Origin of the sequence: Pseudomonas sp. Irchel 3E13 (assembly GCF_900187455.1) — a bacterium.
GTDB lineage: Bacteria > Pseudomonadota > Gammaproteobacteria > Pseudomonadales > Pseudomonadaceae > Aquipseudomonas.
This window is the reverse complement of sequence record NZ_FYDX01000027.1, coordinates 34,232-56,533: the sequence shown is the minus strand read 5'-3', so window position 1 is coordinate 56,533 and position 22,302 is coordinate 34,232. Positions and strand designations below refer to the sequence as shown.

The following is a 22,302-nucleotide window of genomic DNA, read 5'->3' as shown; positions in this document are numbered from 1 at the left end:
TCGCGGCTGCCGCGCCGGCAATTCTCTCGCTAAAAACAATTTCCAGGAGAAGCCTCATGAACGCATCCCTCACCCCCGGCCAGACCAAGGTCGACCAGGTCCGCCTGCTGATCGACGGCCAATGGGTCGAATCGAAAACCAGCGAGTGGCGTGACGTGGTCAACCCGGCCACCCAGGAAGTCCTGGCCCGCGTTCCCTTCGCCACCGCCGAAGAGCTGGATGCCGCCGTGGCCGCCGCGCAACGCGCCTTCAAGACCTGGAAAGACACGCCGATCGGCGCACGGATGCGCATCATGCTGCGTCTGCAGGCGCTGATCCGCGAACACTCCAAGCGCATCGCCGTGACCCTCAGCGCCGAGCAGGGCAAGACCATCGCCGATGCCGAGGGCGATATCTTCCGCGGCCTGGAAGTGGTGGAGCATGCGTGCAGCATCGGCACCCTGCAGATGGGCGAGTTCGCCGAGAACGTCGCTGGTGGCGTCGACACCTACACCCTGCGCCAGCCGATCGGCGTCTGCGCCGGCATCACCCCGTTCAACTTCCCGGCGATGATCCCGCTGTGGATGTTCCCGATGGCCATCGTCTGCGGCAACACTTTCGTCCTCAAACCGTCCGAGCAGGATCCGCTGTCGACCATGCTGCTGGTGGAACTGGCAATCGAGGCCGGTGTGCCGGCCGGCGTGCTCAACGTCGTGCACGGCGGCAAGCAGGTGGTTGATGGCCTGTGCACCCACAGCGATATCAAGGCGGTGTCCTTCGTGGGTTCCACCGAAGTCGGCACTCACGTGTACGACCTGGCCGGCAAGCACGGCAAGCGCGTGCAATCGATGATGGGCGCGAAAAACCATGCGGTGATCCTGCCCGACGCCAACCGCACCCAGACCCTCAACGCCCTGGCGGGTGCCGCGTTCGGTGCGGCCGGCCAGCGTTGCATGGCGACCTCGGTGGCGGTGTTCGTCGGCAAGTCCCGCGAGTGGCTGCCGGAGCTGAAAGCGCTGGCATCGAAACTCAAGGTCAATGCCGGCAGCGAGCCGGGCACCGATGTCGGTCCGGTGATTTCCAAGCGTGCCAAGGAGCGTGTGCTGGGCCTGATCGAGAGCGGCATTCGCGAAGGCGCCACGCTGGAGCTGGACGGTCGTGACGTGAAGGTGCCGGGCTACGAGAACGGCAATTTCGTCGGCCCGACCCTGTTCTCCGGGGTGACCACCGACATGCAGATCTACACCCAGGAAATCTTCGGCCCGGTGCTGGTGACGCTGGAAGTCGACACCCTCGACGAAGCCATCGCCCTGGTCAACCGCAACCCCTTCGGCAACGGCACTGGCCTGTTTACCCAGAGCGGTGCGGCGGCGCGCAAGTTCCAGTCTGAAATCGATGTCGGCCAGGTCGGTATCAACATCCCGATTCCAGTGCCGGTTCCGTACTTCAGCTTCACCGGTTCGCGCGGCTCCAAGCTGGGCGACCTCGGTCCTTACGGCAAGCAAGTGGTGCAGTTCTACACTCAGACCAAGACCGTCACCGCTCGCTGGTTCGATGACGACAGCGTCAACGATGGCGTGAACACCACCATCAGCCTGCGCTAAGGAGTTGATCATGCGTATTGCATTCGTGGGTCTGGGCAACATGGGCGCGCCGATGGCGCGCAACCTGATCAAGGCCGGCCACAGCCTCAACCTGTTCGACCTCAACACCACCGTCCTGGCCGAGCTTGCCGAGCTGGGCGGGCATATCAGCGACTCGCCGCGTGATGCGGCGAGCAACGCCGAACTGGTGATCACCATGCTCCCGGCCGCGGCCCATGTGCGCGGCGTGTACCTCGGTGAAAACGGCGTGCTGGCCGGTGTGCGCGCCGGCACGCCGGTGGTGGATTGCAGCACCATCGACCCGCAGACCATCCGCGACGTTTCCGCCGCGGCGGCGAAGCAGGGCGTGGACATGGGCGATGCGCCGGTGTCCGGTGGCACCGGCGGCGCGGCGGCGGGGACCCTGACCTTTATGGTCGGCGGCAGCGATGAACTGTTCGCCAGCCTGCAACCCGTGCTGGCGCAGATGGGTCGCAACATCGTCCATTGCGGTGGCGTGGGCACCGGGCAGATCGCCAAGATCTGCAACAACCTGCTGCTGGGGATTTCCATGGTCGGCGTGTCCGAGGCCATGGCCCTGGGTAACGCGCTGGGCATCGACACCAAGGTGCTGGCGGGGATCATCAACAGTTCCACCGGGCGCTGCTGGAGTTCTGATACCTACAACCCATGGCCGGGCATCATCGAAACGGCGCCGGCGGCGCGTGGGTATACCGGTGGCTTTGGTGCTGATCTGATGCTGAAGGACCTGGGCCTGGCGACCGAAGCGGCGAAGCAGGCGCACCAGCCGGTGATCCTCGGCGCGGTGGCGCAGCAGTTGTATCAGGCGATGAGTTTGCGCGGGGATGGCGGGAAGGACTTTTCTGCGATCGTGGAGAGTTACCGCAAGCCGGAGTGATGCTGAAACCCATCGCTGCGGTTCGGGGCGCCGAACCGCAGCGATTAGACCTTGAAGATCAGGCAAACACGAAATACTTGCGCACCGTCTCAACCACTTCCCAGGTCCCCTTCATCCCCGGCTCGACGATGAAGATGTCCCCCGCCCGCAGATGAATCGGCTCCTGACCATCCGGCGTGATCACGCAGTAGCCTTCCTGGAAATGGCAGTACTCCCACTTCTCGTAGTTCACCCGCCATTTGCCCGGGGTGCAGATCCAGGTGCCCATGATCTTGCTGCCGTCTTCGCTGGTGTAGGCGTTGAGGTTGACGGTGTGCGGGTCGCCCGCCAGTTTTTCCCATTTGCAGGCGTCGAGGACCGGCAGCGGATGGGTATCGCGAAGGACGACGATTGGCTTGGACATACAGGCTCCGGCAGACAGAAGAAAGAGCCCGCAGCCTAGCGAGCCCGTCCATCCGGCAATTGCCTGTACTCGACGTCGAGTTGTCTAAACGCGCGGCGCCAGCGCATCGAGCAATGCCCCGGCCTGGCCGGGCAACGCGGCGAAATCCCGGGCGCAGAGCAGCAGCCGACGCTCGGCCCAGCCTTCGCGCAACGCCACGCTGCGCAGCGGCAACACGCCTTGCCAGCGCTGCACCGCAGCGAGCGGCACGATGCCCAGCCCGGCACCATGGGCGACCATGCGAATCACCCCATCGAAACCCTCCGCCCGCACCCGCACCTGCATCCGCCGGCCCAGGTGCAGCGCCTGTTCTTCCAGGTGCAACGCCAGTGCACTGGCGGCGCCGAGGCCGACGTAACCGTGCTCCAGCGAGCGGGCGAAGTCGAGGTTATCCACAGCCGCGAGCGGATGGTTCGGGGCCATGATCAGCACCAGTGGATCGTCGCGGAAGGGGCGGGTCTGCAGGTCTGCGGTAACCACCGCGTCGGAGACGATGCCGAGGTCGGCGACGCCCTGGCCGAGGGCCTGGACGATGCGCAGGCTCGGCAGTTCCTGGATATCCACATCGATGTGCGGGCGCTGGCGCAGAAAACCGGCGAGCAGTTCCGGCAGGTACTCGGTCAGCGCCGCCGTGTTGCACAGCAGGCGCACCTGGCCCAGCAGGCCACTGGCGTATTGCGCCAGGTCGAACTGCAGGCGCTCCACCTGCTGGCCAATCTGCCGCGCATGATTGACCAGCGCCTGCCCGGCCGGAGTCGGCTGTACGCCACGACGATTGCGCTCCAGCAGGGCGATGCCGAGTGAGCTTTCCATCGCCCGGATCCGCGCACTGGCCGCCGGCAGCGACAGGTGACTGCGCTGAGCCCCGGCGGTGATGTTGCCGCACTCGACGGTGTGGAGGAAAAGGCGGAGGTCGATGAGGTCGAAATGCATGGGCGGGGCCAGCGTGAAGGTTGGCGAAGTATAGAACGGCCAGACTATTGTCTGGCGATAGGCAGGCTCAACTAATCGCGGCTGTTCAGCGCGCATCGCCCACCGCAACATTGGCCCTATGAACACACTTCTCGGCTTCTACCAAGACATCGGCCCAGCCCTATCACTGCTGGTGATAGCAACCTTCCTCCTGGCCGGCGCGGTCAAGGGCGTGATCGGCCTCGGCTTGCCGACCATCGCCATGGGCCTGCTCGGTCTGGCTATGGCGCCGGCGCAGGCTGCGGCGTTGCTGATCGTGCCATCGACCGTGACCAACGTCTGGCAACTGGCGAGCGGCGGGCATTTGCGTGCGTTGCTGCGGCGGCTGTGGCCGGTGCTGCTGATGGTGTTTTTCGGCACGCTGCTGGGCAGCGCCTGGCTGGGTATCAGCAGCGGGGCGTGGGCGGTGCATGCGTTGGGCGGGGCGTTGTTGCTCTATGCGCTGGTCGGGCTGTGGTTGCCGCCGTTCAGTCTGAAGCCGGGGCAGGAGCGCTGGCTGGGGCCGCTGTGTGGCGGACTGACCGGGCTGATCACCGCCGCGACGGGGGTGTTCGTGATTCCGGCGGTGCCTTATCTGCAAGCGCTGGACCTGGACCGCGATGAGCGGGTTCAGGCCCTCGGCCTGTCGTTCACGGTGTCCACCGTGGCGCTCGCCATCGGTCTGGCCGGGCAGGACGCGCTGGGCGGCGAGGCGTTGGGGGCCTCGCTGCTGGTGCTGGCGCCGGCGCTGCTGGGCATGCTGTTTGGCCAATGGTTGCGCCAACGCATCAGCGCGGCGCTGTTCAAGCGCTGCCTCTTCATCGGCCTGGGCCTGCTCGGCGCGCACCTGATGATCAACGGTTAGCCGAGGACTCGCTGAGCATCTCGATCAACTGGATATCGAAATCCCGTTCCAGGTAATCCATGCGCTGCTCGGAGAACTGCTGCATGTGCGGCAGGGCCGAGTGCACGTCCAGCGCCGCCTTGCTGGCCCAGATTTCGTAGAACACGAACAGGCTCGGGTCTTCCTTGTCGCGCAGCATGTGGTACTCGATGCAGCCGGGTTCGGCACGGCTTGGCTCGACGTAGCCACGGAACAAAGCCTCGAAAGCCTCGGCCTTTTCCGGACGGGTCTTGGCTTTGAGGATAAAGCCATAGGGTTCGCTCATGGGATGACCTCCGTTGAATGGGATGCTGATTTTATTTCATCAATAAGCTGGCCATTCGTGCTTTTAGGTCAAAAGTATTTTGCCCGCGCGTGGGTTTTTCCGTAGCCCTGGCCTCATTAATCTGCCGCCATCCAGTTATCCCGGTCCCCAGGCCAGACGCCCGGCAGGACCCCGACAGATGAGGCAAATGATGAAAAAGGTCCTGTTGCTCAACGGTGGCAAGAAATTCGCCCACTCCGATGGCCGCCTGAACGAAACCCTGCATGAGACGGCCCTGGCCTTTCTCGACCGCGCCGGCTTCGACGTGAAGACCACCTATATCGACGGCGGCTACGACAATCAGGAAGAGGTCGAGAAATTCCTCTGGGCCGACGTCATCGTCTACCAGATGCCTGGTTGGTGGATGGGTGCGCCGTGGACCGTCAAGCAGTACCTCGACGAAGTCTTCACCGCCGGCCACGGCAGCCTTTACGCCAGCGATGGTCGGACCCGCTCCGATGCCTCGCAGAAGTACGGCAGCGGCGGCCTGATCCACGGCAAGCAGTACATGCTCTCGCTGACCTGGAACGCGCCGCAGCAGGCATTCGATGATCCTGCCGACTTCTTCGAAGGCAAGGGCGTGGACGCGGTGTACTTCCCGTTCCACAAGGCCAACCAATTCCTCGGCATGAGTGGCCTGCCGACCTACCTGGCGGTGGATGTGATGAAGCGCCCGAACGTGCCGGCCGCGGTCGCCGCGTATGAAGCGCACCTGGCGAAGGTGTTTGGCGTCGAGGCCTGATGCGACTTGCATCGCCGGCTGTGAAGGGCTATCACTCTGCGCGTCGTGTGTCGTGAGGTAGTCCCGTGAAAGCCAGGTCCGATGAGTTGCAGGTGTTCGTCTCGGTGATCGAGTGCGGCTCGATTTCCGCCGCCGCCGAGCAGGGCGGGCAGACGCCCTCGGCGATCAGCCGCACGCTGTCGCGGCTGGAAGCCAAGCTCGGCACCACGTTGATCAACCGCACCACGCGGCGCATGGACCTGACCGAAGAGGGGCGGTATTTCTTCGAGCGGGCCAAGTCCATTCTCGAACAGATGGATGATCTGGAAGACCACCTTTCCCGGCATCAGCAGACGCCGTCCGGGCGCCTGCGCATCAATGCGGCGCTGCCGTTCATGCTGCATGCCATCGTGCCGTGGGTGGCGGAGTTCCGTGCGCTCTACCCGCAGATCCAACTGGAGCTGAACACCAGCGACCTGATCATCGACCTGCTGGAGCAGAGCACCGACGTGGCGATCCGCATCGGTGATCTGGCCGACTCCAGCCTGCATGCTCGCTCGCTCGGCTGCAGCCCGCTGAACCTGCTAGCCAGTCCTGAATACCTCGAACGCCACGGCACGCCGCAGCGGGTCGAAGACCTCGCCGGGCATACCTTGCTCGGTTTCACCCAGACCGAAACCCTCAACCACTGGCCGCTGCGTCATGTCGAGGGCGACCGCTTGCTGATCCGCCCGGACCTGTCCGCCTCCAGCGGCGAAACCCTGCGTGCGCTGGCGCTGGCCGGTGATGGCATTGCCTGCCTGTCGCATTTCATGACCCACGAGGACATCCGCAATGGTCGCCTGCAGGTGCTGCTGGGCGATTTCAACAGCGGTTATCGCCAACCGATCAATGCGGTGTATTACCGCAACTCGCAACTGGCGCTGCGCATCCAGTGCTTCCTCGATTTCATCCAGCGCAAGCTGGCGGCCTACGCCTGCTGAAGAAACGTCCTTCAGCGTTTGAAAACTCTTCCTTCATAGTCCTTACTGGTTGTTCAACGAAAACAACACCAAGGACGTTTTATGCGCGTTGTGATTTTTCGAACCTTGGGCCTCGGTGCGGCGATTCTCGCCAGCGCATCGGCTTATGCAGTCACCCTGGACGGCGGCGCCGTTGCCGCTCCCGATCAATATGGCGCACAGGTCGCCGCCGACATCCTCAAGAAGGGCGGCAACGCGGTGGACGCCGCAGTCGCCACGGCCTTCACACTCGCGGTCACCTACCCCGAAGCCGGCAATATCGGTGGCGGCGGGTTCATGACCCTGTACGTGGACGGCAAAGCGTATTTCCTCGACTACCGCGAAGTGGCGCCCAAGGCCGCCACGCGCAACATGTACCTGGACGAGAAGGGCGAGATCATCGAGAACCTGAGCCTGGTCGGCGCCCGCGCCGCGGGTGTGCCGGGTACGGTGATGGGCTTGTGGGAGGCGCACCAGAAGTTCGGCAAGTTGCCTTGGTCCGAACTGCTGACCCCGGCGGTGGGCTATGCGAAGAACGGCTTCAAGGTCGCCGCCAAGCAATACCAGTACCGCGAAGATGCGTTGGGATTGTTCAAGGACAGCACCAACTTCAACGACTACTTCGGCCAGATGAAGGTCGGCGAAACCTTCAAGCAGCCAGAGCTGGCGCAGACCCTGGAACGCATCGCCGACAAGGGCGTCAGCGAGTTCTACCAGGGCAAGACCGCCGACCTGCTGGTGGCGCAGATGCAGGCCAGCAACGGCCTGATCAGCAAGGACGACCTCAAGGACTACAAGGCGGTGTGGCGCGAGCCGATGCGCATCGACTGGCGCGGCAACACGGTCTACACCGCGCCGCTGCCCAGCTCGGGCGGTATCGCCCTGGCCCAACTGCTGGGCATCAAGGAGCAGCGTGCGGCTGACTTCAAGGGCGTCGAACTGAACTCGGCGCGCTACATCCACCTGCTGGCCGAGATCGAAAAACGGGTGTTCGCCGACCGCGCCGACTACCTCGGCGACCCGGCCTTTGCCAAGGTGCCGGTGGCGGAACTGGTGGCGCCCGAGTACTTGGCGCGGCGGGCCAAGGAGGTCAACCCGAACGCGATTTCCGAGACCGAGAAAGTCCGTCCGGGGCTGGAGCCGCACCAGACCACCCACTTCTCCATCGTCGACAACCAGGGCAACGCGGTGAGCAACACCTACACCCTGAACTGGGACTACGGCAGCGGCATGGTGGTCAAGGGCGCGGGCTTCCTGCTCAACGATGAAATGGACGACTTCAGCTCCAAGCCAGGGGTGGCCAACGCCTTTGGCGTGGTGGGCGGCGATGCCAATGCCATCGAGCCGGGCAAGCGCATGCTGTCGTCCATGAGTCCGAGCCTGGTGACCCGCGATGGGCAGGTCACGCTGGTGCTGGGCACGCCGGGCGGTTCGCGGATTTTCACCTCGATCTTCCAGGTGCTGAACAACCTGTACGACTTCAACCAGCCGCTGGAAAAAGCCGTCGCGGCGCAGCGGGTGCATCACCAGTTGCTGCCGAAGGACACCATCTATTTCGACGCTTATGCACCGCTCACCGGTGAGGTGGCGCAGGAGTTGAAAAAGATGGGCTACACCCTTGAGGACCAGGGCTGGGAGATGGGCGATGTGCAGGCGATCCGGGTGATGGGGACCAAGCTGGAGACGGCTTCGGATCCGCGGGGGAGAGGGGTAGGGCAGGTGGTCAGGTAATGGCTAGAAGGCGCTTGTCAAAAGATCGAGTAATGACCACTAGGCGCTAGCCCGAAGTGTTCCAGCGTTCTTGAGATCGAGCGCCGCCCGCGCGGCGCTCGGTCTTGAGAACGCTGAAAAACTGTCGACTAGCATCTGGTCGCCATTACCCGGTCTCCTGACTGGAGCCTCATGCTCACACCCGGAAGTGACTCACCATCAACTGCAACTGATTCCCCAGCCGCGCCAGCTCGACACTGGACGCCGCCGTCTCATCGCTCGCCGCCGCTGTCTGTTCCGACACATCCCGCACGCTCAAGATACTGCGGCTGATTTCTTCGGCCACGGCGCTCTGCTGTTCGGCTGCTGCGGCGATCTGCTGGTTCATCGACTGGATGTCGGACACCACACGGGTGATGCTTTCCAGTGAGGTGCCGGCCTTGCGCGTCAGTTCGACGCCGCTGTCGGTCAGGCTGCGGCTGCCGAGCATGATGTTGGCCACCTGCTGGGTGCCGCTCTGCAGGCCGGCGACCAGTTCTTCGATTTCTTCGGTGGATTTCTGGGTGCGCTGGGCCAGCCCGCGGACTTCATCCGCGACCACCGCGAATCCACGTCCGGCCTCGCCGGCACGGGCCGCTTCGATGGCGGCGTTGAGGGCCAGCAGGTTGGTCTGTTCGGCCACCGACTTGATCACGTCCATGACGCTGCCGATCTTCTGGCTTTCTTGCTGCAACTGCGCCATGGCTTGAGTGGAGCGCTCCACTTCGCCCGCGAGTTTTTCGATCTGGGCGATGGCTTGCGACACCACCTGATCGCCGGCCCGGGCCTGCTTGTCGGCGTCGGTTGCGGCTTCGGAAGCGTGCTCGGCGTTACGCGCGACTTCCTGCACGGTGGTCGCCATTTCGTGCATGGCGGTGGCGACCTGATCGGTCTCGACTTTCTGGTTGTTGGCGCCGGCGCTGGTCTGCTCGGTCACTGCGGAGAGTTCTTCGGCGGCGCTGGCGATTTGTGTGACGCCATCACGGATGCCGCTGATCAACTCGCGCAGGGTCGTGCCCATGCGCTGGATGCCTTGTTGCAGCACGCCCATTTCGTCGCGGCGGGTGACGCGCAGTTCGTGGGTCAGGTCGCCGGCGGCGATGCGCTCGACCACGTCCAGGGTCTGGCGCAGCGGGCGGGTGATCTGGCGGGTGATCAGCACCGCAGCGACGATGCCGGTGAGCAGTGCCAGCAGGGTTGCGATCAGTTGCAGGGTGCTGGCTTGGGCGCTTTCGGCGTCGCGGCGCTCGAGCTGGATCTTGTAGAGGGCTTCGCTGCGATTGACGATGTCGTAGCCCTGCGCGGTCATTTCCTGGCGCGCTACGCCGATCTCGGCGATAGCCGCCTTGTAGCGGTTGAGGGCATCGCGATAGCCGCTCAAGGCCGTTTCGAACTGCTGGATGCGCGCGGTCTCGTTGGGCAGGGCGCGGCTCAGCTGGCGGGCCTGGTCCAGCGCGCTATCCAGTTGGCGCAGGGCGGTCTGTTCGCTTTGCGCGGTGTTGTCGGCGATGTAGCCGCGGACTTCCAGGCGTACCAGCAGCAGTTGCTCCTTGGCGGCGCTGGCGGCGCGGTATTGCTCCAGGCGGGCGGAATCGCTGTCCGGCTGGGTGAGCACGTCGCGGTTGATGCCCTCGATCAGTTGCAGGGCGGTAGCGGCGGTGGTTTCCAGGTCGCTGCGGGCGGTCGCGCTGGCCTTGTAGGTGGCGCGCATCTTGTTCAGCGAGACCTGATAGGCGCTGATGATCTGCGCCTGCTCTTCCAGCAGCTTGACGTTTTCCGGGCTCTTGAAGGTCTTCAGCAAGCGTTGCTGTTGCTGGCTGAATTCATTGAGCTTGACCTGCACGTTGCCGGCGGCGTCGTCGTCGCCGTTGGCCAGCATGTATTGCAGGCGCGCGACCCGCAGGTTGGTCAGGTCGCTGTTGAGGCGGGTGATGTCGCTCATCCAGTTGCTGCGCTGGATCAGGCTGTCGAGGCTGTTCCAGCCGGTCAGTGCGAGCAAGGCGGTCAGCAGCAGGACCAGGCCGAAGCCCAGGCCGAGTTTCAGGTTGACGCTGATGTTGGCAAACCAACTGTTCATGGGTTCCCTCCAGGAAAAGGTGTAATCGGGTCGCTGATGATTTGTTTTTCTTGGAGGCCAGCGGATGTTGAGGAGCTTTTATCGGCGATAAGACGGGGAGCTGAAACGCTTTTTCAGTAAAACCGACAAAAACACTCAACAAAATGTGACAAGCCCCGCAAGTGCGGGGCTGTGGATGGAAAAAGAAGGGGTATTTGCAGGGGGATTATCAGAGCGCCTTGGCGTTGAAGGTGTCGCACTGGTTGATATCACCCTTGCCGAAACCGGCCTTGAACCAGCGCACTCGCTGCGCCGAAGTGCCGTGGGTGAACGAGTCGGGAACCACGCGGCCCTGGCCCTGTTGCTGCAGGCGGTCGTCGCCGATGGCGTTGGCGGCGTTGAGGGCTTCTTCGACGTCGCCCGGTTCCAGCCAGTTGTGCCGTTGCTGCGCCTGATAGGCCCAGACCCCGGCCAGGCAGTCGGCCTGCAATTCCTGACGCACCAGCAGGCCGTTGGCGCCCTCGACCCGCTGGCCGCTGCGCCGCGCCGCGTCGACCTTGGCCGAAACGCCCAGCAGCGTCTGCACATGGTGGCCGACCTCGTGGGCGATCACGTAGGCCTGGGCGAAGTCGCCGGCGGCGGCGAAGCGTTGTTCCATTTCGCGGAAGAAGCTCATGTCCAGGTACACCTGCTGGTCCGCCGGGCAGTAGAACGGGCCGGTGGCCGAGGTGGCGAAGCCGCAGGCGGATTTCACCTGGCCGCTGAACAGCACCAGTTTCGGGTCCTTGTATTGCTTGCCGGCCTGGGCGAAGAGCGCCCGCCAGGTGTCTTCGGTGTCGCCGAGGATGCTGGCGACGAACTGGCTGCCTTCGTCATTGGCCGCCGGCTTCTGGCCAGTCTGGGTTTGTGTCGGGGCGCCTTGTTCCATTTGTCCGGCGAGTTGGCCGAGGATCTGCATCGGGTCTTGCCCGGTGAGCAGGCCGATACCGACGATCAGCACCACCGCGCCGAGGGTGAGCCCCTTGCCGCCACCGAAGCGCGGACCGCCCGGACTGTCGCCCCGTGCATCGACCACGTTGTCGCTGCGTCTGCCTTTTCGCCATTGCATGGGTTGTCTCTCCCGGGTGGATTTATCGCCATGAAAGGTTAGCCCACGACCCTTGGTCGAGGGAGCCCTGTCGCTATTCATAACCAAATGGTTATGTTTGTCGGTGTTCTTTTCAGTATTCGCCGGGGCTGGTCCGCGAGACACTTTGTCACACCACCTCGCCCGTCCTGATCGGGCTCTCCATAAATCCAAGAACAGGAGAACGGCATGTCTGCTACAGACACCAGTCGCTTCGTTATCCGTGATCGAAACTGGCATCCAAAAGCCTTCACCCCGGACTACAAAACCTCCATCGCCCGCTCGCCGAGCCAGGCGCTGGTCAGCATTCCGCAGTCGATCAGCGAAAGCACCGGCCCGAACTTTTCCCACCTGGGTTTCGGTGAGCACGACAACGACCTGCTGCTGAACTTCAACAACGGTGGCCTGCCGGTCGGCGAGCGCATCATCGTTGCTGGTCGTGTTTTCGATCAATACGGTAAGCCGATTCCCAACACTTTGGTTGAAATGTGGCAGGCCAACGCTGGCGGCCGCTATCGCCACAAGAACGACCGCTACCTGGCGCCGCTGGACCCCAACTTCGGTGGCGTCGGCCGCGCGCTGACCGACAGCGAAGGTTTCTACAGCTTCCGCACCATCAAGCCGGGCCCGTACCCATGGCGCAACGGCCCGAACGACTGGCGTCCGGCGCACATCCACGTGTCGATCAGCGGCCCGTCGATCTCCACGCGTCTGATCACCCAGCTGTATTTCGAAGGCGACCCGCTGATCCCGCTGTGCCCGATCGTCAAGTCCATCGCCAACCCGGACGCCGTTCAGCGCCTGATCGCGCGCCTGGACATGGGTAACGCCAATCCGATGGATTGCCTGGCGTACCGCTTCGACATCGTGTTGCGCGGCGAGCGCAAGACCCACTTCGAAAACCGCTGAGAGGAGTCCAGTCATGCCTATCGAACTGCTGCCGGAAACCCCTTCGCAGACCGCCGGCCCTTACGTCCACATCGGCCTGGCCCTGGCGGCCGCCGGTAACCCGCCCCGCGCTCAGGAAATCTGGAGCCAGATGGCCCGCGAAGGCGCGCCGGGCGAGCACATCGTGGTGTTCGGCAACGTCTATGACGGTAATGGCCACCTGGTCCGCGACTCCTTCGTGGAGTTCTGGCAGGCCGACCACACCGGCGCCTACAACACCGATTACAACGTGGAAAATGCGTTCAACGGTTTCGGGCGCACCGCCACCACCTTCGACGAAGGCGAGTGGACCATGCACACCGTCAAGCCCGGCGTGGCGAACAACGCCGCCGGCGTGCCGATGGCGCCGCACATCAACGTCAGCCTGTTTGCCCGGGGGATCAACATCCACCTGCAGACCCGTCTGTACTTCGATGACGAAGCCGAGGCGAACGCCAAGGACCCGGTGCTGAACCTGATCGAGCAGCCACAGCGTCGCGCCACCCTGGTGGCCAAGCGTTGCGAGTTGAACGGGAAGACCGCGTATCGCTTCGACATCCGCATTCAGGGTGAGGGCGAGACGGTGTTCTTCGACTTCTGATCGGAGTCTTCTTTGTTTGGGACCGCAAAGCGGTCCCAAATACCTTTCATCCCCGCGTGGCATTGAACGCCAGCACATCCCCCTCGATTACCTCCTGCTGCACGATCAGCGGGTCCACCAATGGCCGGCTGGCGAGGAAATGCGGCGTCAGCAGATGGGCCTCGAAGGCCGCCTCATCCGTGTACACCTCATACAGCCAGACCAGATCCGGCGCACTCCTGTCCCGCACCACATCGAACACCAGACACCCCGGTTCGTCACGCACCGAACGGGCGGCATTGACGCTCATCGCATCCATGAATTGCTCCAGGCTACCGGGCTGAAGCTGGGTCTTGAGTAGAAGGCTGTACACGTCGAACTCCGTTTTGTCTTATATTTGCGAAAAATTGTATACAAAAACGGAGCCGAAACCATGCCTGTTCGTCCAAGCCGCCTCAACGGCCTGCGCCATATCGCGATTCTGGTGCCGAACCTTGAAGTCTGTGAGCGCTTCTATGTCGATGTGCTGGGGATGGAGGTGCTGCACCGTGCCCATGAAGACCTGGTCTATCTCACCTGCGGCAACGACAACCTGTCGCTGGGCCGCGCCTTCGCCCCCAGCAGCGGGGCGCAGGCGGTGGATCATTACGGTTTCGTGGTCGACAGCCTGGACGAATTGCACGCCTGGTATGGCTATCTCAAGGAATGCGGCGTGACCTTGCTGGACACGCCGTTCGCCCATGGCGATGGCACCTGGAGCTTCCACCTGCTGGACCCTGCGGGGAACAAGGTCCAGCCGATCTATCACCCGGCGATTTCCGGGCAACGCTTCAACTGATCATTCGTAGGCGCTGACGCCACTGATGTGGCGTGCGGCGATGTAGCCGAAGGTCGCCGCCGGGCCGAGGTTGATGCCGCCGGCGGGGTAGTGCCCGCCCATGATGCTGGCCATGTCGCAACCCGCGGCGTAGAGGCCTTCGATGGGTTGCTGACGGGCGTCCAGCACTTGCGCGTGTTCGTTGGTGCGCAGCCCGGCGAAGGTGCCGAAGCAACCGGGCTCGACGTTGACCGCGTAGAACGGGCCTTTCTCGATGGGCGCCACGCACGGGTTGGGACCGTGCAGGGCGTCGCCCTGTTTGCGGTTGTAGAGGGTGGTGCCGCGCCCGAATTGCGGATCTTCGCCGCGCTCGGCGTGGCGGTTGTATTCGCTGACGGTGTCGAGCAGGCCGCGGGCGTCGATACCGCATTGGTTTGCCAGGTCGTGCAGGCTGTCCGCGCGTTTGAGGTAGCCGTTGCGCACCAGCGCCGAGGTCGGCAGCGGGAACGGGCGGGCGATGCCCAGGCCGTAGCGGCGCTGGAAGGTGTGGTCGCAGATCAGCCAGGACTCGACCTTCTCGCCCGGCGCGGCGGCGACCATGGCGCTGACGTAGTCGTAGTAGCCACCGGCTTCGTTGACGAAGCGCTGGCCGTTGCTCAGCACACCGATGATCCCCGGCTTGCCGCGTTCGATGATGTGCGGGAAATGGCCGGCGCTGCCGTCCTTGTACGGCACCTTCGACACTGGCGCCCAGGCCACCGCGCAGTGCAGGTCGTCGGCGACGCGGCCGCCGGCGCTCTCGCCCAGGCGCAGGCCGTCGCCATTGGCGGCGAGCGGCGGCAGGGCCAGGTGCTCGTGGCCGGTTGGCGTGCGCGGGAACATCGCCTTGCGGCGTTCGATGTCGTTGGGGAAGCCGCCGGCGGCGAGGACCACGGCGCGGGCGTTGATGGTCACTTCGCCGTTGGCGGTCTGCACCACCGCACCGCTGACCCGGCCATTCGCATGCAGCAGGCGCCGCGCGGGCGCCGACTCCCAGAGCAGCACGCCGAGGTCTTCGGCGGATTTCGCCAGGCGCGCAATCAAGGCCACGCCGTTGACCAGGTGCAGGGCGCGGCCGTGGGTGGCGAGGTCGATCAAGTGTTTGCCGATGCGCCGGGTCACGTGCAGCAGCGAGCGCCAGGAGCGGGTCAGGGTGAGGAAGGCGCCGAGGTCCTTGCCGGCCATGATCGGCATGCCCCAGAACGAGGTTTCGCGCATGGTCCGGCGCAGGCGCTTGAGCAACTTGCCGGCCTTGCGCCCGTCGTAGGGCGCGGCGATCACCGAACGACCGCCCGTGCCGGCGCCGGGCGTGTCGCCATGGATGTCGGCAATGCCGTTGCCGTCGGCGAACTGCAGTGCGGTGTGTTTCTCGAAGAAGCTCACCATGTTTGGCGCGGCTTCGAGGAAGGCGTCGATCAGCGGCGCGTTGAAGCGCTCGCCGAGTTCGTGTTCCAGGTAGGTACGCGGCGCCGAGCGGTCCTCGACGATGCCGGCGCGGCGCGCCAGCGGGTTGCACGGCACCCACATCCAGCCACCGGACCAGGCGGTGGCGCCGCCGAAGACCGGGTCTTTCTCCACCACGATGACCTTCTGCCCGTGCCATGCGGCGGTTACCGCAGCGCTGAGGCCGGCGGCGCCGGAACCGATCACCAGGACATCGCAGTCCACTGTGCGGGCGTGTGAGGGAAGGGCAGTCATGGAGCGTCCTCGGAGAAAAGGCTGGATTGTTGTTTTTGGAACATGATTCCATATTCTCTGATCGCCTCGGCGCTGCCAAGCGTTGTGTCGCGAAGTTGGGCGAAGATCGAACAGTGGTTTGCGCTTTGTCCGGCGCTCTTTAGAATTCGGCAACATTTTCAGGGACCATGACCATGGCCGGCAGTCAGATCGAACGCGCGCTCAGCCTTATCGAAAGCCTCACCAGCGAACCTCGCGGGTTGCCGATGCAGGCCCTGGCCGAGCAACTGGACATTCCGAAGAGCGCGACCCACCGCATGCTCGCCGAGCTGATCCGCCTGGGTTACGTGCGGCAGAACCCGGAGAACAGCCGCTACCTGCTGAGCACACGGCTGGTGGCCCAGGGCTTCCGCTACCTGGCCAACAGCGGCGCGGACATCGTCCAGCCGATCCTCGACGAACTGGCGCGGCAGAGCGGCGAACTGGTGCGCCTGGGCGTGATCGACGGCGAGCGGCAGACCTGGATCGCCAAATCCCAGGGCGCTCGCTCCGGGCTGCGCTACGACCCGGATATGGGCCGTGATGCGCCGTTGTTCTACAGCGCATCGGGGCATGCGTGGCTGGCCAGCCTCAGCGATGCCCAGGCGCTGCTGCTGGTGGAGCGCCAGGGCGTGGGGCCGCGCGAGGACTTCGGGCCGGGCGCGCCGAAGTCCAATGCCGAGCTGCTGGAGCGCCTGCGTGTGGCGCGTGAGCATGGCTATGCCTGGGTGGTGGAGAGCTCCGCGGTGGGCATGTCGGCGCTGGCGGCGGTGGTGGCGGATCCGCGCGACGGGCATGCGGTGGGCGTGGTGAGCATTGCCGGGCCGACGGCGCGGATGACCGAGGCGCGGATGCATGAGCTGTCGGCGGCGTTGCTGGCGACGACGCAGGAGTTGTCGGCGGCGAGTCCGGCGTCTGAGTTGTTCGTCTGATTTCTGCTTAGGGCCATACAAACCACCTGACCTGTTCAGGCGCTCATCGGTTTTTTTCTGCTTGCATTGAAACTGGAACCAAGTTCTAAATATTCGCATCCAGAACAACAACCCCAAGAGATGCCCGCCAATGAGTCAACGAGTCCTGTCCCTGGCCGCCCTGACTGTCCTCGAACTGTCGCCACCGGAAATGGTCGAGGTCGCCGCCCGCGCCGGCTACAGCCATGTCGGCCTGCGCCTGGAGCCGGCCACGCCGGAAGAACACCATTTCCCGCTGGTCCGCGATGCCGACCTGCGCCGGCAGACCGCCGAGCGCCTGCGCGATACCGGCATCAAGGTGATGGACGTGGAAATCCTCCGCCTCAAGCCGGAAACCCGCGTCGCTGATTTCGACGCGCTGCTGGCGGTCGGTGCCGAATTCGGCGCCACCGAACTGCTGGTGGCCGGCAATGACCCGGACCCGGCGCGGATGACCGAAAACTTCGCCGCCCTCTGCGACCTGGCCGCGAAATACGGCATCCACCCGCACCTGGAATTCATGCCCTGGACCGACGCGAAGAACCTCACCGAGGCCCTGCGCATCGTCGAGAACGCCGGGCGTGAAAACGGCTGCGTGCTGGTCGACGCCTTCCATTTCGATCGTTCCGCCTCGCGCCTGGAAGACCTGCGTCAGGTGCCGGCCTCGCGCATGCGTTACCTGCAACTGTGCGATGTGGCCGGGCCACGGCCGGACGATATGGCCGAAATCCTGCGCCAGGCGCGTAACGAACGGCGTTTCCCCGGTGATGGCGATTGCGACCTGCGCGGGCTGCTGACCAGCGTTTCCCCCGACATTCCGTTGAGCCTGGAAATCCCCACCCGGCAGTTGCTGGAGCAGGGCGTCTCGGCGCTGGAGCGCGCGCAGTGGGCGCTGGACAAGACGCGTCAGGTTCTCAGTCAGGTGCTGTAGTCACCCGCGCATCGGTGAGGTCGGGCGCCGCCTGGCCTGACCCTTGCTCGGCCGAGCCCTTCGCGAAATCATCGACCCGAGCCCGTCCATGCCCCCTCTCAGCCAGCCGTTCAAAGGCATCCTCCTGGTCGTTGTCGCGACCTTTCTGTTTTCCAGCCATGACGCCATGTCCAAGTACCTTTCGGGGTTCTACCCGATTGTCTGGGTGGTCTGGGCGCGCTACCTCGTACACACCTTGTTGATGCTCGGGATCTTCCTGCCACGGGCCGGTTTGCGTGGCTTGCGCACGCGTCGACCGGGTCTGCAGGCGGCGCGGGCGTTGTGTCTGCTCGGTTGCAGTTTGCTGTTCACCAAGGCGTTGCAGTACCTGCCGCTGGCCGAGGCGACGGCGGTCAACTTCCTTGCGCCACTGATGGTCACGGCGCTGTCGATGCCGCTGCTCAAGGAGCGGGTGACGCGCGGGCAATGGCTGGCGGTGCTGGCGAGTTTCATCGGCGTGCTGGTGATCGTGCACCCCGGTGGTGCGCTGTTTACCCCGGCGGTGTTGCTGCCACTCGGCTCGGCGACCTGTTTCTGCTTCTATCAGATCCTTACCCGCAAGCTCAGCGACATCGACAGCCCGACCGCCAGCAATTTCTTCACCGGTGTGTTCAACACCCTGGTTATGAGCCTGCTGGTGCCGTTCTTCTGGACCGTTCCGAGCCTCACCCACGGCCTGATGACCCTGGCCCTGGGCACCTTCGGCATGCTCGCCCACCTGTTCCTGACCCAGGCGTTCCGCCACGCACCCCCGGCGATGCTGGCACCGTTCAGCTATTGTCAGATCGTGTTTGCCGGGTTGATGGGCATCGTGCTGTTCGGCCAGCGGCCGGACCTGTGGGGCATGACCGGTATCGCCGTGGTCTGCCTGAGCGGGCTGGCGGCGGCCTGGTTGCAACGGCGGCGCTGAAACGACCGCGGGGCCGGCCCCGCTCCGTTGCCGGAGAGGGCAGGCCCCGCGTCATGTTGCGGAGGAATCAGATGTCGACTTTAGGCACTTTGCGCGGTGCCATGAAGTACATCCAGGTCAGGGCAATGAAGTACATCGCCGGGATCATGGTGAACAGGATGCTGTAGTTGTTGTTGGTGACGGTCAGCACGTAGCCGACGATCTGGGTCATGAACATGCCGCCGATGGCCGCGCACATGCCGCCGAAGCCGAACACCGTGCTCATCATGTGCTTGGGCGTGTAGTCCATCACCAGGCTCCAGATGTTGGCGGTCCAGGCCTGGTGCGCGGCGATCGCCAGGGAGATGGCCAGTACCGCGATCCACAGGCTGCTGGCGCCAGCGGCGAAGATCACGCCGATGATGGTGGCGGCGAACAGGGCCATCGACATCAGGCGCGCCTTGACCGGTGCCACGCCGCGTCCGATGAGGAACGAGGAGAGGATGCCGCCGCCGACGCTGCCGAAGTCGGCACTGAGGTAGATCACGATCAGCGGGATACCCATTTGGGTAACGCTGATGCCCAGGCTGTATTGCTGGTTCAGGAACGGTGGCAGCCAGTACAGGTAGAACCAGAACACCGGCGCGGTGATCGAGTAGGCCAGGGCGAAGGCCCAGGTGCCACGCATACGCAGGATGCGCGAGAACGGCACGCCTTTCTGCTCAGGTTCGGCTTCGCCTTGGACGTAAGCCAGTTCGGCTTTGCTCACGGTCGGGTGTTCTTCAGGGTTGAAGTACTTCAGGCCCCAGAAGGTGACCCAGACCAGACCCAGTGCGCCCATGGCCATGAACGCGGCCTGCCAGCCCCACACGGTGAGGATCAGTGGCAGCAGCATCGGCGTGAACATGGCGCCAACGTTGGTGCCGGCGTTGAAGATACCGGTGGCGACGGCGCGCTCACCGGCCGGGAACCACAGGCGGGTGGTCTTGACGCAGGCCGGGTAGTTGGCCGCTTCGGTCAGGCCGAGAATGAACCGGCAGACCATGAAGCCGACCGCCGAGGTGGCCAGGCCGTGAGCGCCGGTAGCCAGGCTCCAGAGCAGTACGGCGCAGAAGAACACCTTCTTCACGCCGACCTTGTCGATCAAGCGGCCCTGCAGCACGAAGCCGATGGCGTAGCCGACCTGGAACCAGAAGTTGATGTTGGCGTAGTCCATCGCCGTCCAGCTCATTTCCTTGGCCAGGATGGGCTGCATGACGCCGAGGGCGGCGCGGTCGATGTAGTTCAGGGTGGTGGCGAAGAACACCAGGGCAAGCATGACCCAGCGGGTCTTGCCCACGGCCATGGCGCCGCGGATCTTGTCGCCCATTCCTGCGTGCGGGGTGTTGCCCAGAGGCTGGGCTGCGGGATTGCTGGAGCTTTGTATCATCGTGGGTTACCCGTATTTTTATGTTTATGGGTCGAGCCTGGGTGACGCAAGAAAACGTAGTGCATGTGGATTACTTGGCAGGATCGTCCCGGTCAGGTGGCCGATGAGTACCCGCTTCATGGTTGGAAATGGTGCGCACTGCTCAAAAAAGGGTCAATTCGTCACAGCGCATTTCGGGCGATAATCGCACACAAAACTAACCGGTTCGTACCTTTTGGTTGAGGTGTTTTCCGCGCCGGCCAATAATTCGTCACAGTTGGGGCACTGCCTGCCCGTTGGAGACTGAAGATGCAGCGTTCGATTGCCACCGTGTCCTTGAGCGGCACTTTGCCAGAAAAGCTCGAAGCCATTGCCGCCGCCGGGTTCGACGGCGTGGAGATTTTCGAAAACGACCTTCTGTACTACGACGGCAGCCCCCGTGAGATCCGCCAGCGCTGCGCCGATCTGGGCCTGGCGATCACCCTGTTCCAGCCGTTCCGCGACTTCGAGGGCTGCCGCCGCGACCGTCTGTCGCGCAACCTCGACCGCGCCGAGCGCAAGTTCGACCTGATGCAGGAACTGGGCACCGATCTGGTGCTGGTCTGCAGCAACGTCGCCGCCGACGCCCTGGGCGAGCGGCAGATTCTGGTGGACGACCTGCGCCTGCTGGCCGAACGTGCCGGCGCCCGTGACCTGCGCATCGGTTACGAAGCGTTGGCCTGGGGGCGTCATGTCAACCAGTGGGAGCAGGTCTGGGACATCGTGCGCGAGGCCGATCACCGCAGCCTGGGCATGATTCTCGACAGTTTCCACACCTACTCGATCAAAGGCGACCCGAGCGGCATCGCCAAGATTCCGGGTGACAAGATCTTCTTCGTGCAGATGGCCGACGCGCCGATCCTGGCGATGGACGTGCTGGAGTGGAGCCGGCATTTCCGCTGCTTCCCCGGCCAGGGCGAATTCGACCTGCCGGCGTTCCTCGCGCCGATCCTGCAGGCCGGTTATCGCGGCCCGCTGTCGCTGGAAATCTTCAACGATGGATTCCGCGCCGCGCCGCCACGGGCCAACGCCGCCGACGGCCTGCGCTCGTTGCTGTACCTGGAAGAGAAGACCCGCGAGCGTCTGGCCCAGGTCGCGCCCGAAGTGGCCGTCGAGCCGGACCTGCTGTTCAGCACGCCACCGGTCGGCGCTTACGACGGCATCGAATTCCTTGAATTCGCCGTGGACGACGCGCTGGGCGCCAAGCTCGGCAACTGGCTGGAGCAACTGGGCTTCGCCCGCGTTGGCCAGCACCGTTCGAAGAACGTCAGCTTGCTGCGTCAGGGCGATATCAACCTGATCCTCAACGCCGAGCCCTATTCCTTCGCCCACAACTTCTTCGAAAGCCACGGCCCGTCGCTGTGCGCCACGGCCGTGCGGGTCAAGGACAGCGCCAAGGCCCTGGCCCGCGCCGTGGCTTATCACGGCCAGCCTTATCGCGGCCTGGTCGGCCCGAACGAGCGTGAGCTGGCGGCAGTGCGCGCGCCGGACGGCAGCCTGATCTACCTGGTGGACCAGGATGTCGATGGCCGCACCATCTACGACACCGACTTCAGCCTCAACGGCCAGCCGGCACCGACCAGCCTCGGCCTGACCCGCATCGACCACATGGCCATGGCCCTGCCGGCCGACAGCCTGGATAACTGGGTGCTGTTCTACAAAAGCCTGCTGGACTTCACCGCTGACGACGAAGTGGTGTTGCCCGACCCGTATGGCCTGGTGAAGAGCCGCGCCCTGCGCAGCAAGTGCAGCACCATTCGCCTGCCGCTGAACATCTCCGAGAACCGCAACACCGCGATCTCCCATGCGCTGTCCAACTACCGTGGTTCGGGCGTGCACCATATCGCCTTCGACTGCGAGGACATCTTCTCCGCGGTCAAGCGTGCCAAGGAAGCCGGCGTGGCCCTGCTGGACATTCCGCTGAACTACTACGACGACCTCGCCGCGCGTTTTGATTTCGACGACGAGTTCCTCAGCGAGCTGGCGTACTACAACGTGCTGTATGACCGCGACGCCAACGGTGGCGAGCTGTTCCACGTCTACACCGAGCCGTTCGAGGAGCGTTTCTTCTTCGAGGTGATTCAGCGGCGCAATGGTTATGCCGGGTATGGCGCGGCGAACGTGGCGGTGCGCCTGGCGGCGATGGCCAAGGCCCGGGCGGGCGGGTTGCGGCACGCCAAGCTCTGATTCGATTGAGCGTACATCGCGACGGTTCGGCGCCCCCGACAAGCT

The 22,302-nt window shown here is 64.2% G+C and carries 21 protein-coding genes and 1 pseudogene; 13 read left to right on the top strand and 9 right to left on the bottom strand.

What is annotated here, in order from left to right:
* Positions 1-56: 56 nt before the first annotated feature.
* Both CKW37_RS31155 and mmsB read left to right on the top strand, forming a co-directional pair.
* Positions 57-1,583, top strand: a complete 1,527-nt coding sequence (locus CKW37_RS31155; RefSeq protein WP_095159942.1) for a CoA-acylating methylmalonate-semialdehyde dehydrogenase — start codon at positions 57-59, stop codon at positions 1,581-1,583.
* Positions 1,584-1,593: 10 nt separating this feature from the next.
* The gene (gene mmsB / locus CKW37_RS31150) at positions 1,594-2,481 is read left to right on the top strand and encodes a 3-hydroxyisobutyrate dehydrogenase (RefSeq protein WP_095159941.1); all 888 of its coding nucleotides are present in this window, start codon (positions 1,594-1,596) and stop codon (positions 2,479-2,481) included.
* A 58-nt stretch (positions 2,482-2,539) separates the two neighbouring features.
* Here mmsB and CKW37_RS31145 read toward each other — a convergent pair whose 3' ends face one another.
* On the bottom strand, positions 2,540-2,884 hold the full coding sequence (locus tag CKW37_RS31145) for a cupin domain-containing protein (RefSeq protein WP_042124881.1): 345 nt from the start codon (positions 2,882-2,884) through the stop codon (positions 2,540-2,542).
* 84 nt (positions 2,885-2,968) lie between these two features.
* Positions 2,969-3,856, bottom strand: coding sequence for a LysR family transcriptional regulator (locus CKW37_RS31140; protein ID WP_095159940.1), 888 nt, complete (start codon positions 3,854-3,856; stop codon positions 2,969-2,971).
* A 118-nt stretch (positions 3,857-3,974) separates the two neighbouring features.
* Between CKW37_RS31140 and CKW37_RS31135 the strand changes: the two genes are divergently transcribed.
* Complete coding sequence (locus CKW37_RS31135; protein WP_095159939.1) at positions 3,975-4,739, top strand: sulfite exporter TauE/SafE family protein; 765 nt, start codon at positions 3,975-3,977, stop codon at positions 4,737-4,739.
* Here CKW37_RS31135 and CKW37_RS31130 read toward each other — a convergent pair.
* The gene (locus CKW37_RS31130) at positions 4,729-5,043 is read right to left on the bottom strand and encodes a putative quinol monooxygenase (protein ID WP_095159938.1); all 315 of its coding nucleotides are present in this window, start codon (positions 5,041-5,043) and stop codon (positions 4,729-4,731) included. The two genes, CKW37_RS31135 and CKW37_RS31130, sit on opposite strands and share 11 nt — an antisense overlap.
* A 190-nt stretch (positions 5,044-5,233) precedes the next feature.
* Between CKW37_RS31130 and CKW37_RS31125 the strand changes: the two genes are divergently transcribed.
* The 3 genes from CKW37_RS31125 to ggt all read left to right on the top strand — a co-directional run bounded on the left by CKW37_RS31125 (position 5,234) and on the right by ggt (position 8,535).
* Positions 5,234-5,824: an NAD(P)H-dependent oxidoreductase gene (locus CKW37_RS31125; RefSeq protein WP_095159937.1), complete on the top strand. Its 591-nt coding sequence runs from the start codon at positions 5,234-5,236 to the stop codon at positions 5,822-5,824.
* A 65-nt stretch (positions 5,825-5,889) separates the two neighbouring features.
* Positions 5,890-6,786, top strand: coding sequence for a LysR family transcriptional regulator (locus CKW37_RS31120; protein ID WP_095159936.1), 897 nt, complete (start codon positions 5,890-5,892; stop codon positions 6,784-6,786).
* Between the two features lie 81 nt (positions 6,787-6,867).
* Positions 6,868-8,535 carry a gamma-glutamyltransferase gene (ggt, locus tag CKW37_RS31115; protein WP_095159935.1) on the top strand — a complete coding sequence of 556 codons (1,668 nt, stop codon included), beginning with the start codon at positions 6,868-6,870 and terminating at the stop codon, positions 8,533-8,535.
* A 175-nt stretch (positions 8,536-8,710) separates the two neighbouring features.
* Here the strand turns inward: ggt and CKW37_RS33900 are convergent, their stop codons facing one another.
* From CKW37_RS33900 to CKW37_RS31105, 3 genes and pseudogenes are all read right to left on the bottom strand, one after another.
* Complete coding sequence (locus tag CKW37_RS33900) at positions 8,711-9,574, bottom strand: methyl-accepting chemotaxis protein (protein ID WP_371864354.1); 864 nt, start codon at positions 9,572-9,574, stop codon at positions 8,711-8,713.
* Positions 9,566-10,495, bottom strand: a pseudogene (locus CKW37_RS33895) (methyl-accepting chemotaxis protein); the annotation flags it as partial. The gene CKW37_RS33900 and the pseudogene CKW37_RS33895, both read right to left, overlap by 9 nt.
* A 343-nt stretch (positions 10,496-10,838) precedes the next feature.
* Positions 10,839-11,717, bottom strand: a complete 879-nt coding sequence (locus CKW37_RS31105) for a neutral zinc metallopeptidase (RefSeq protein WP_095159933.1) — start codon at positions 11,715-11,717, stop codon at positions 10,839-10,841.
* Between the two features lie 207 nt (positions 11,718-11,924).
* On the opposite strand from CKW37_RS31105, the gene pcaH reads away from it, so the two are divergent.
* On the top strand, positions 11,925-12,644 hold the full coding sequence (pcaH, locus tag CKW37_RS31100; RefSeq protein ID WP_095159932.1) for a protocatechuate 3,4-dioxygenase subunit beta: 720 nt from the start codon (positions 11,925-11,927) through the stop codon (positions 12,642-12,644).
* A gap of 13 nt (positions 12,645-12,657) precedes the next feature.
* Positions 12,658-13,263, top strand: coding sequence for a protocatechuate 3,4-dioxygenase subunit alpha (gene pcaG / locus CKW37_RS31095; protein WP_095159931.1), 606 nt, complete (start codon positions 12,658-12,660; stop codon positions 13,261-13,263).
* Between the two features lie 46 nt (positions 13,264-13,309).
* Here pcaG and CKW37_RS31090 read toward each other — a convergent pair whose 3' ends face one another.
* Complete coding sequence (locus CKW37_RS31090) at positions 13,310-13,615, bottom strand: putative quinol monooxygenase (protein WP_095159930.1); 306 nt, start codon at positions 13,613-13,615, stop codon at positions 13,310-13,312.
* 60 nt (positions 13,616-13,675) lie between these two features.
* Here CKW37_RS31090 and CKW37_RS31085 point away from each other — a divergent pair, with 60 nt between their 5' ends.
* Positions 13,676-14,080 (top strand): VOC family protein, encoded by a 405-nt coding sequence (locus CKW37_RS31085; protein ID WP_095159929.1) that lies wholly within the window; start codon positions 13,676-13,678, stop codon positions 14,078-14,080.
* On the opposite strand, the gene CKW37_RS31080 is transcribed toward CKW37_RS31085, so the two are convergent.
* Positions 14,081-15,796, bottom strand: a complete 1,716-nt coding sequence (locus CKW37_RS31080) for an FAD-dependent oxidoreductase (protein WP_095159928.1) — start codon at positions 15,794-15,796, stop codon at positions 14,081-14,083.
* 173 nt (positions 15,797-15,969) lie between these two features.
* On the opposite strand from CKW37_RS31080, the gene CKW37_RS31075 reads away from it, so the two are divergent.
* The 3 genes from CKW37_RS31075 (at position 15,970) to CKW37_RS31065 (ending at position 18,644) form a co-directional block, all read left to right on the top strand.
* Complete coding sequence (locus tag CKW37_RS31075) at positions 15,970-16,746, top strand: IclR family transcriptional regulator (RefSeq protein ID WP_095159927.1); 777 nt, start codon at positions 15,970-15,972, stop codon at positions 16,744-16,746.
* A 130-nt stretch (positions 16,747-16,876) separates the two neighbouring features.
* Complete coding sequence (locus CKW37_RS31070) at positions 16,877-17,695, top strand: sugar phosphate isomerase/epimerase (protein WP_095159926.1); 819 nt, start codon at positions 16,877-16,879, stop codon at positions 17,693-17,695.
* Positions 17,696-17,783: 88 nt separating this feature from the next.
* Positions 17,784-18,644 (top strand): DMT family transporter, encoded by an 861-nt coding sequence (locus CKW37_RS31065; protein ID WP_095159925.1) that lies wholly within the window; start codon positions 17,784-17,786, stop codon positions 18,642-18,644.
* A gap of 67 nt (positions 18,645-18,711) precedes the next feature.
* Here the strand turns inward: CKW37_RS31065 and CKW37_RS31060 are convergent, their stop codons facing one another.
* A complete protein-coding gene (locus CKW37_RS31060; protein WP_095159924.1) occupies positions 18,712-20,052 on the bottom strand; it encodes an MFS transporter in 1,341 nt (446 codons plus the stop codon).
* A gap of 288 nt (positions 20,053-20,340) precedes the next feature.
* Between CKW37_RS31060 and quiC the strand changes: the two genes are divergently transcribed.
* A complete protein-coding gene (quiC, locus tag CKW37_RS31055) occupies positions 20,341-22,257 on the top strand; it encodes a 3-dehydroshikimate dehydratase QuiC (protein WP_095159923.1) in 1,917 nt (638 codons plus the stop codon).
* The last annotated feature ends 45 nt before the right edge of the window (positions 22,258-22,302 follow it).

Excerpts from the sequence above, each read along its gene's own strand:
- CKW37_RS33900 (WP_371864354.1), bottom strand. The coding sequence starts at position 9,574 with ATGGGCACGACCCTGCGCGAGTTGATCAGCGGCATCCGTGATGGCGTC.
- pcaG (WP_095159931.1), top strand. The coding sequence starts at position 12,658 with ATGCCTATCGAACTGCTGCCGGAAACCCCTTCGCAGACCGCCGGCCCT.
- CKW37_RS31075 (WP_095159927.1), top strand. The coding sequence starts at position 15,970 with ATGGCCGGCAGTCAGATCGAACGCGCGCTCAGCCTTATCGAAAGCCTC.
- CKW37_RS31060 (WP_095159924.1), bottom strand. The coding sequence starts at position 20,052 with ATGATACAAAGCTCCAGCAATCCCGCAGCCCAGCCTCTGGGCAACACC.
- CKW37_RS31140 (WP_095159940.1), bottom strand. The coding sequence starts at position 3,856 with ATGCATTTCGACCTCATCGACCTCCGCCTTTTCCTCCACACCGTCGAG.
- mmsB (WP_095159941.1), top strand. The coding sequence starts at position 1,594 with ATGCGTATTGCATTCGTGGGTCTGGGCAACATGGGCGCGCCGATGGCG.
- CKW37_RS31135 (WP_095159939.1), top strand. The coding sequence starts at position 3,975 with ATGAACACACTTCTCGGCTTCTACCAAGACATCGGCCCAGCCCTATCA.
- CKW37_RS31155 (WP_095159942.1), top strand. The coding sequence starts at position 57 with ATGAACGCATCCCTCACCCCCGGCCAGACCAAGGTCGACCAGGTCCGC.
- pcaH (WP_095159932.1), top strand. The coding sequence starts at position 11,925 with ATGTCTGCTACAGACACCAGTCGCTTCGTTATCCGTGATCGAAACTGG.
- CKW37_RS31080 (WP_095159928.1), bottom strand. The coding sequence starts at position 15,796 with ATGACTGCCCTTCCCTCACACGCCCGCACAGTGGACTGCGATGTCCTG.
- CKW37_RS31145 (WP_042124881.1), bottom strand. The coding sequence starts at position 2,884 with ATGTCCAAGCCAATCGTCGTCCTTCGCGATACCCATCCGCTGCCGGTC.
- CKW37_RS31125 (WP_095159937.1), top strand. The coding sequence starts at position 5,234 with ATGAAAAAGGTCCTGTTGCTCAACGGTGGCAAGAAATTCGCCCACTCC.
- quiC (WP_095159923.1), top strand. The coding sequence starts at position 20,341 with ATGCAGCGTTCGATTGCCACCGTGTCCTTGAGCGGCACTTTGCCAGAA.
- ggt (WP_095159935.1), top strand. The coding sequence starts at position 6,868 with ATGCGCGTTGTGATTTTTCGAACCTTGGGCCTCGGTGCGGCGATTCTC.
- CKW37_RS31070 (WP_095159926.1), top strand. The coding sequence starts at position 16,877 with ATGAGTCAACGAGTCCTGTCCCTGGCCGCCCTGACTGTCCTCGAACTG.
- CKW37_RS31130 (WP_095159938.1), bottom strand. The coding sequence starts at position 5,043 with ATGAGCGAACCCTATGGCTTTATCCTCAAAGCCAAGACCCGTCCGGAA.
- CKW37_RS31085 (WP_095159929.1), top strand. The coding sequence starts at position 13,676 with ATGCCTGTTCGTCCAAGCCGCCTCAACGGCCTGCGCCATATCGCGATT.
- CKW37_RS31105 (WP_095159933.1), bottom strand. The coding sequence starts at position 11,717 with ATGCAATGGCGAAAAGGCAGACGCAGCGACAACGTGGTCGATGCACGG.
- CKW37_RS31065 (WP_095159925.1), top strand. The coding sequence starts at position 17,784 with ATGCCCCCTCTCAGCCAGCCGTTCAAAGGCATCCTCCTGGTCGTTGTC.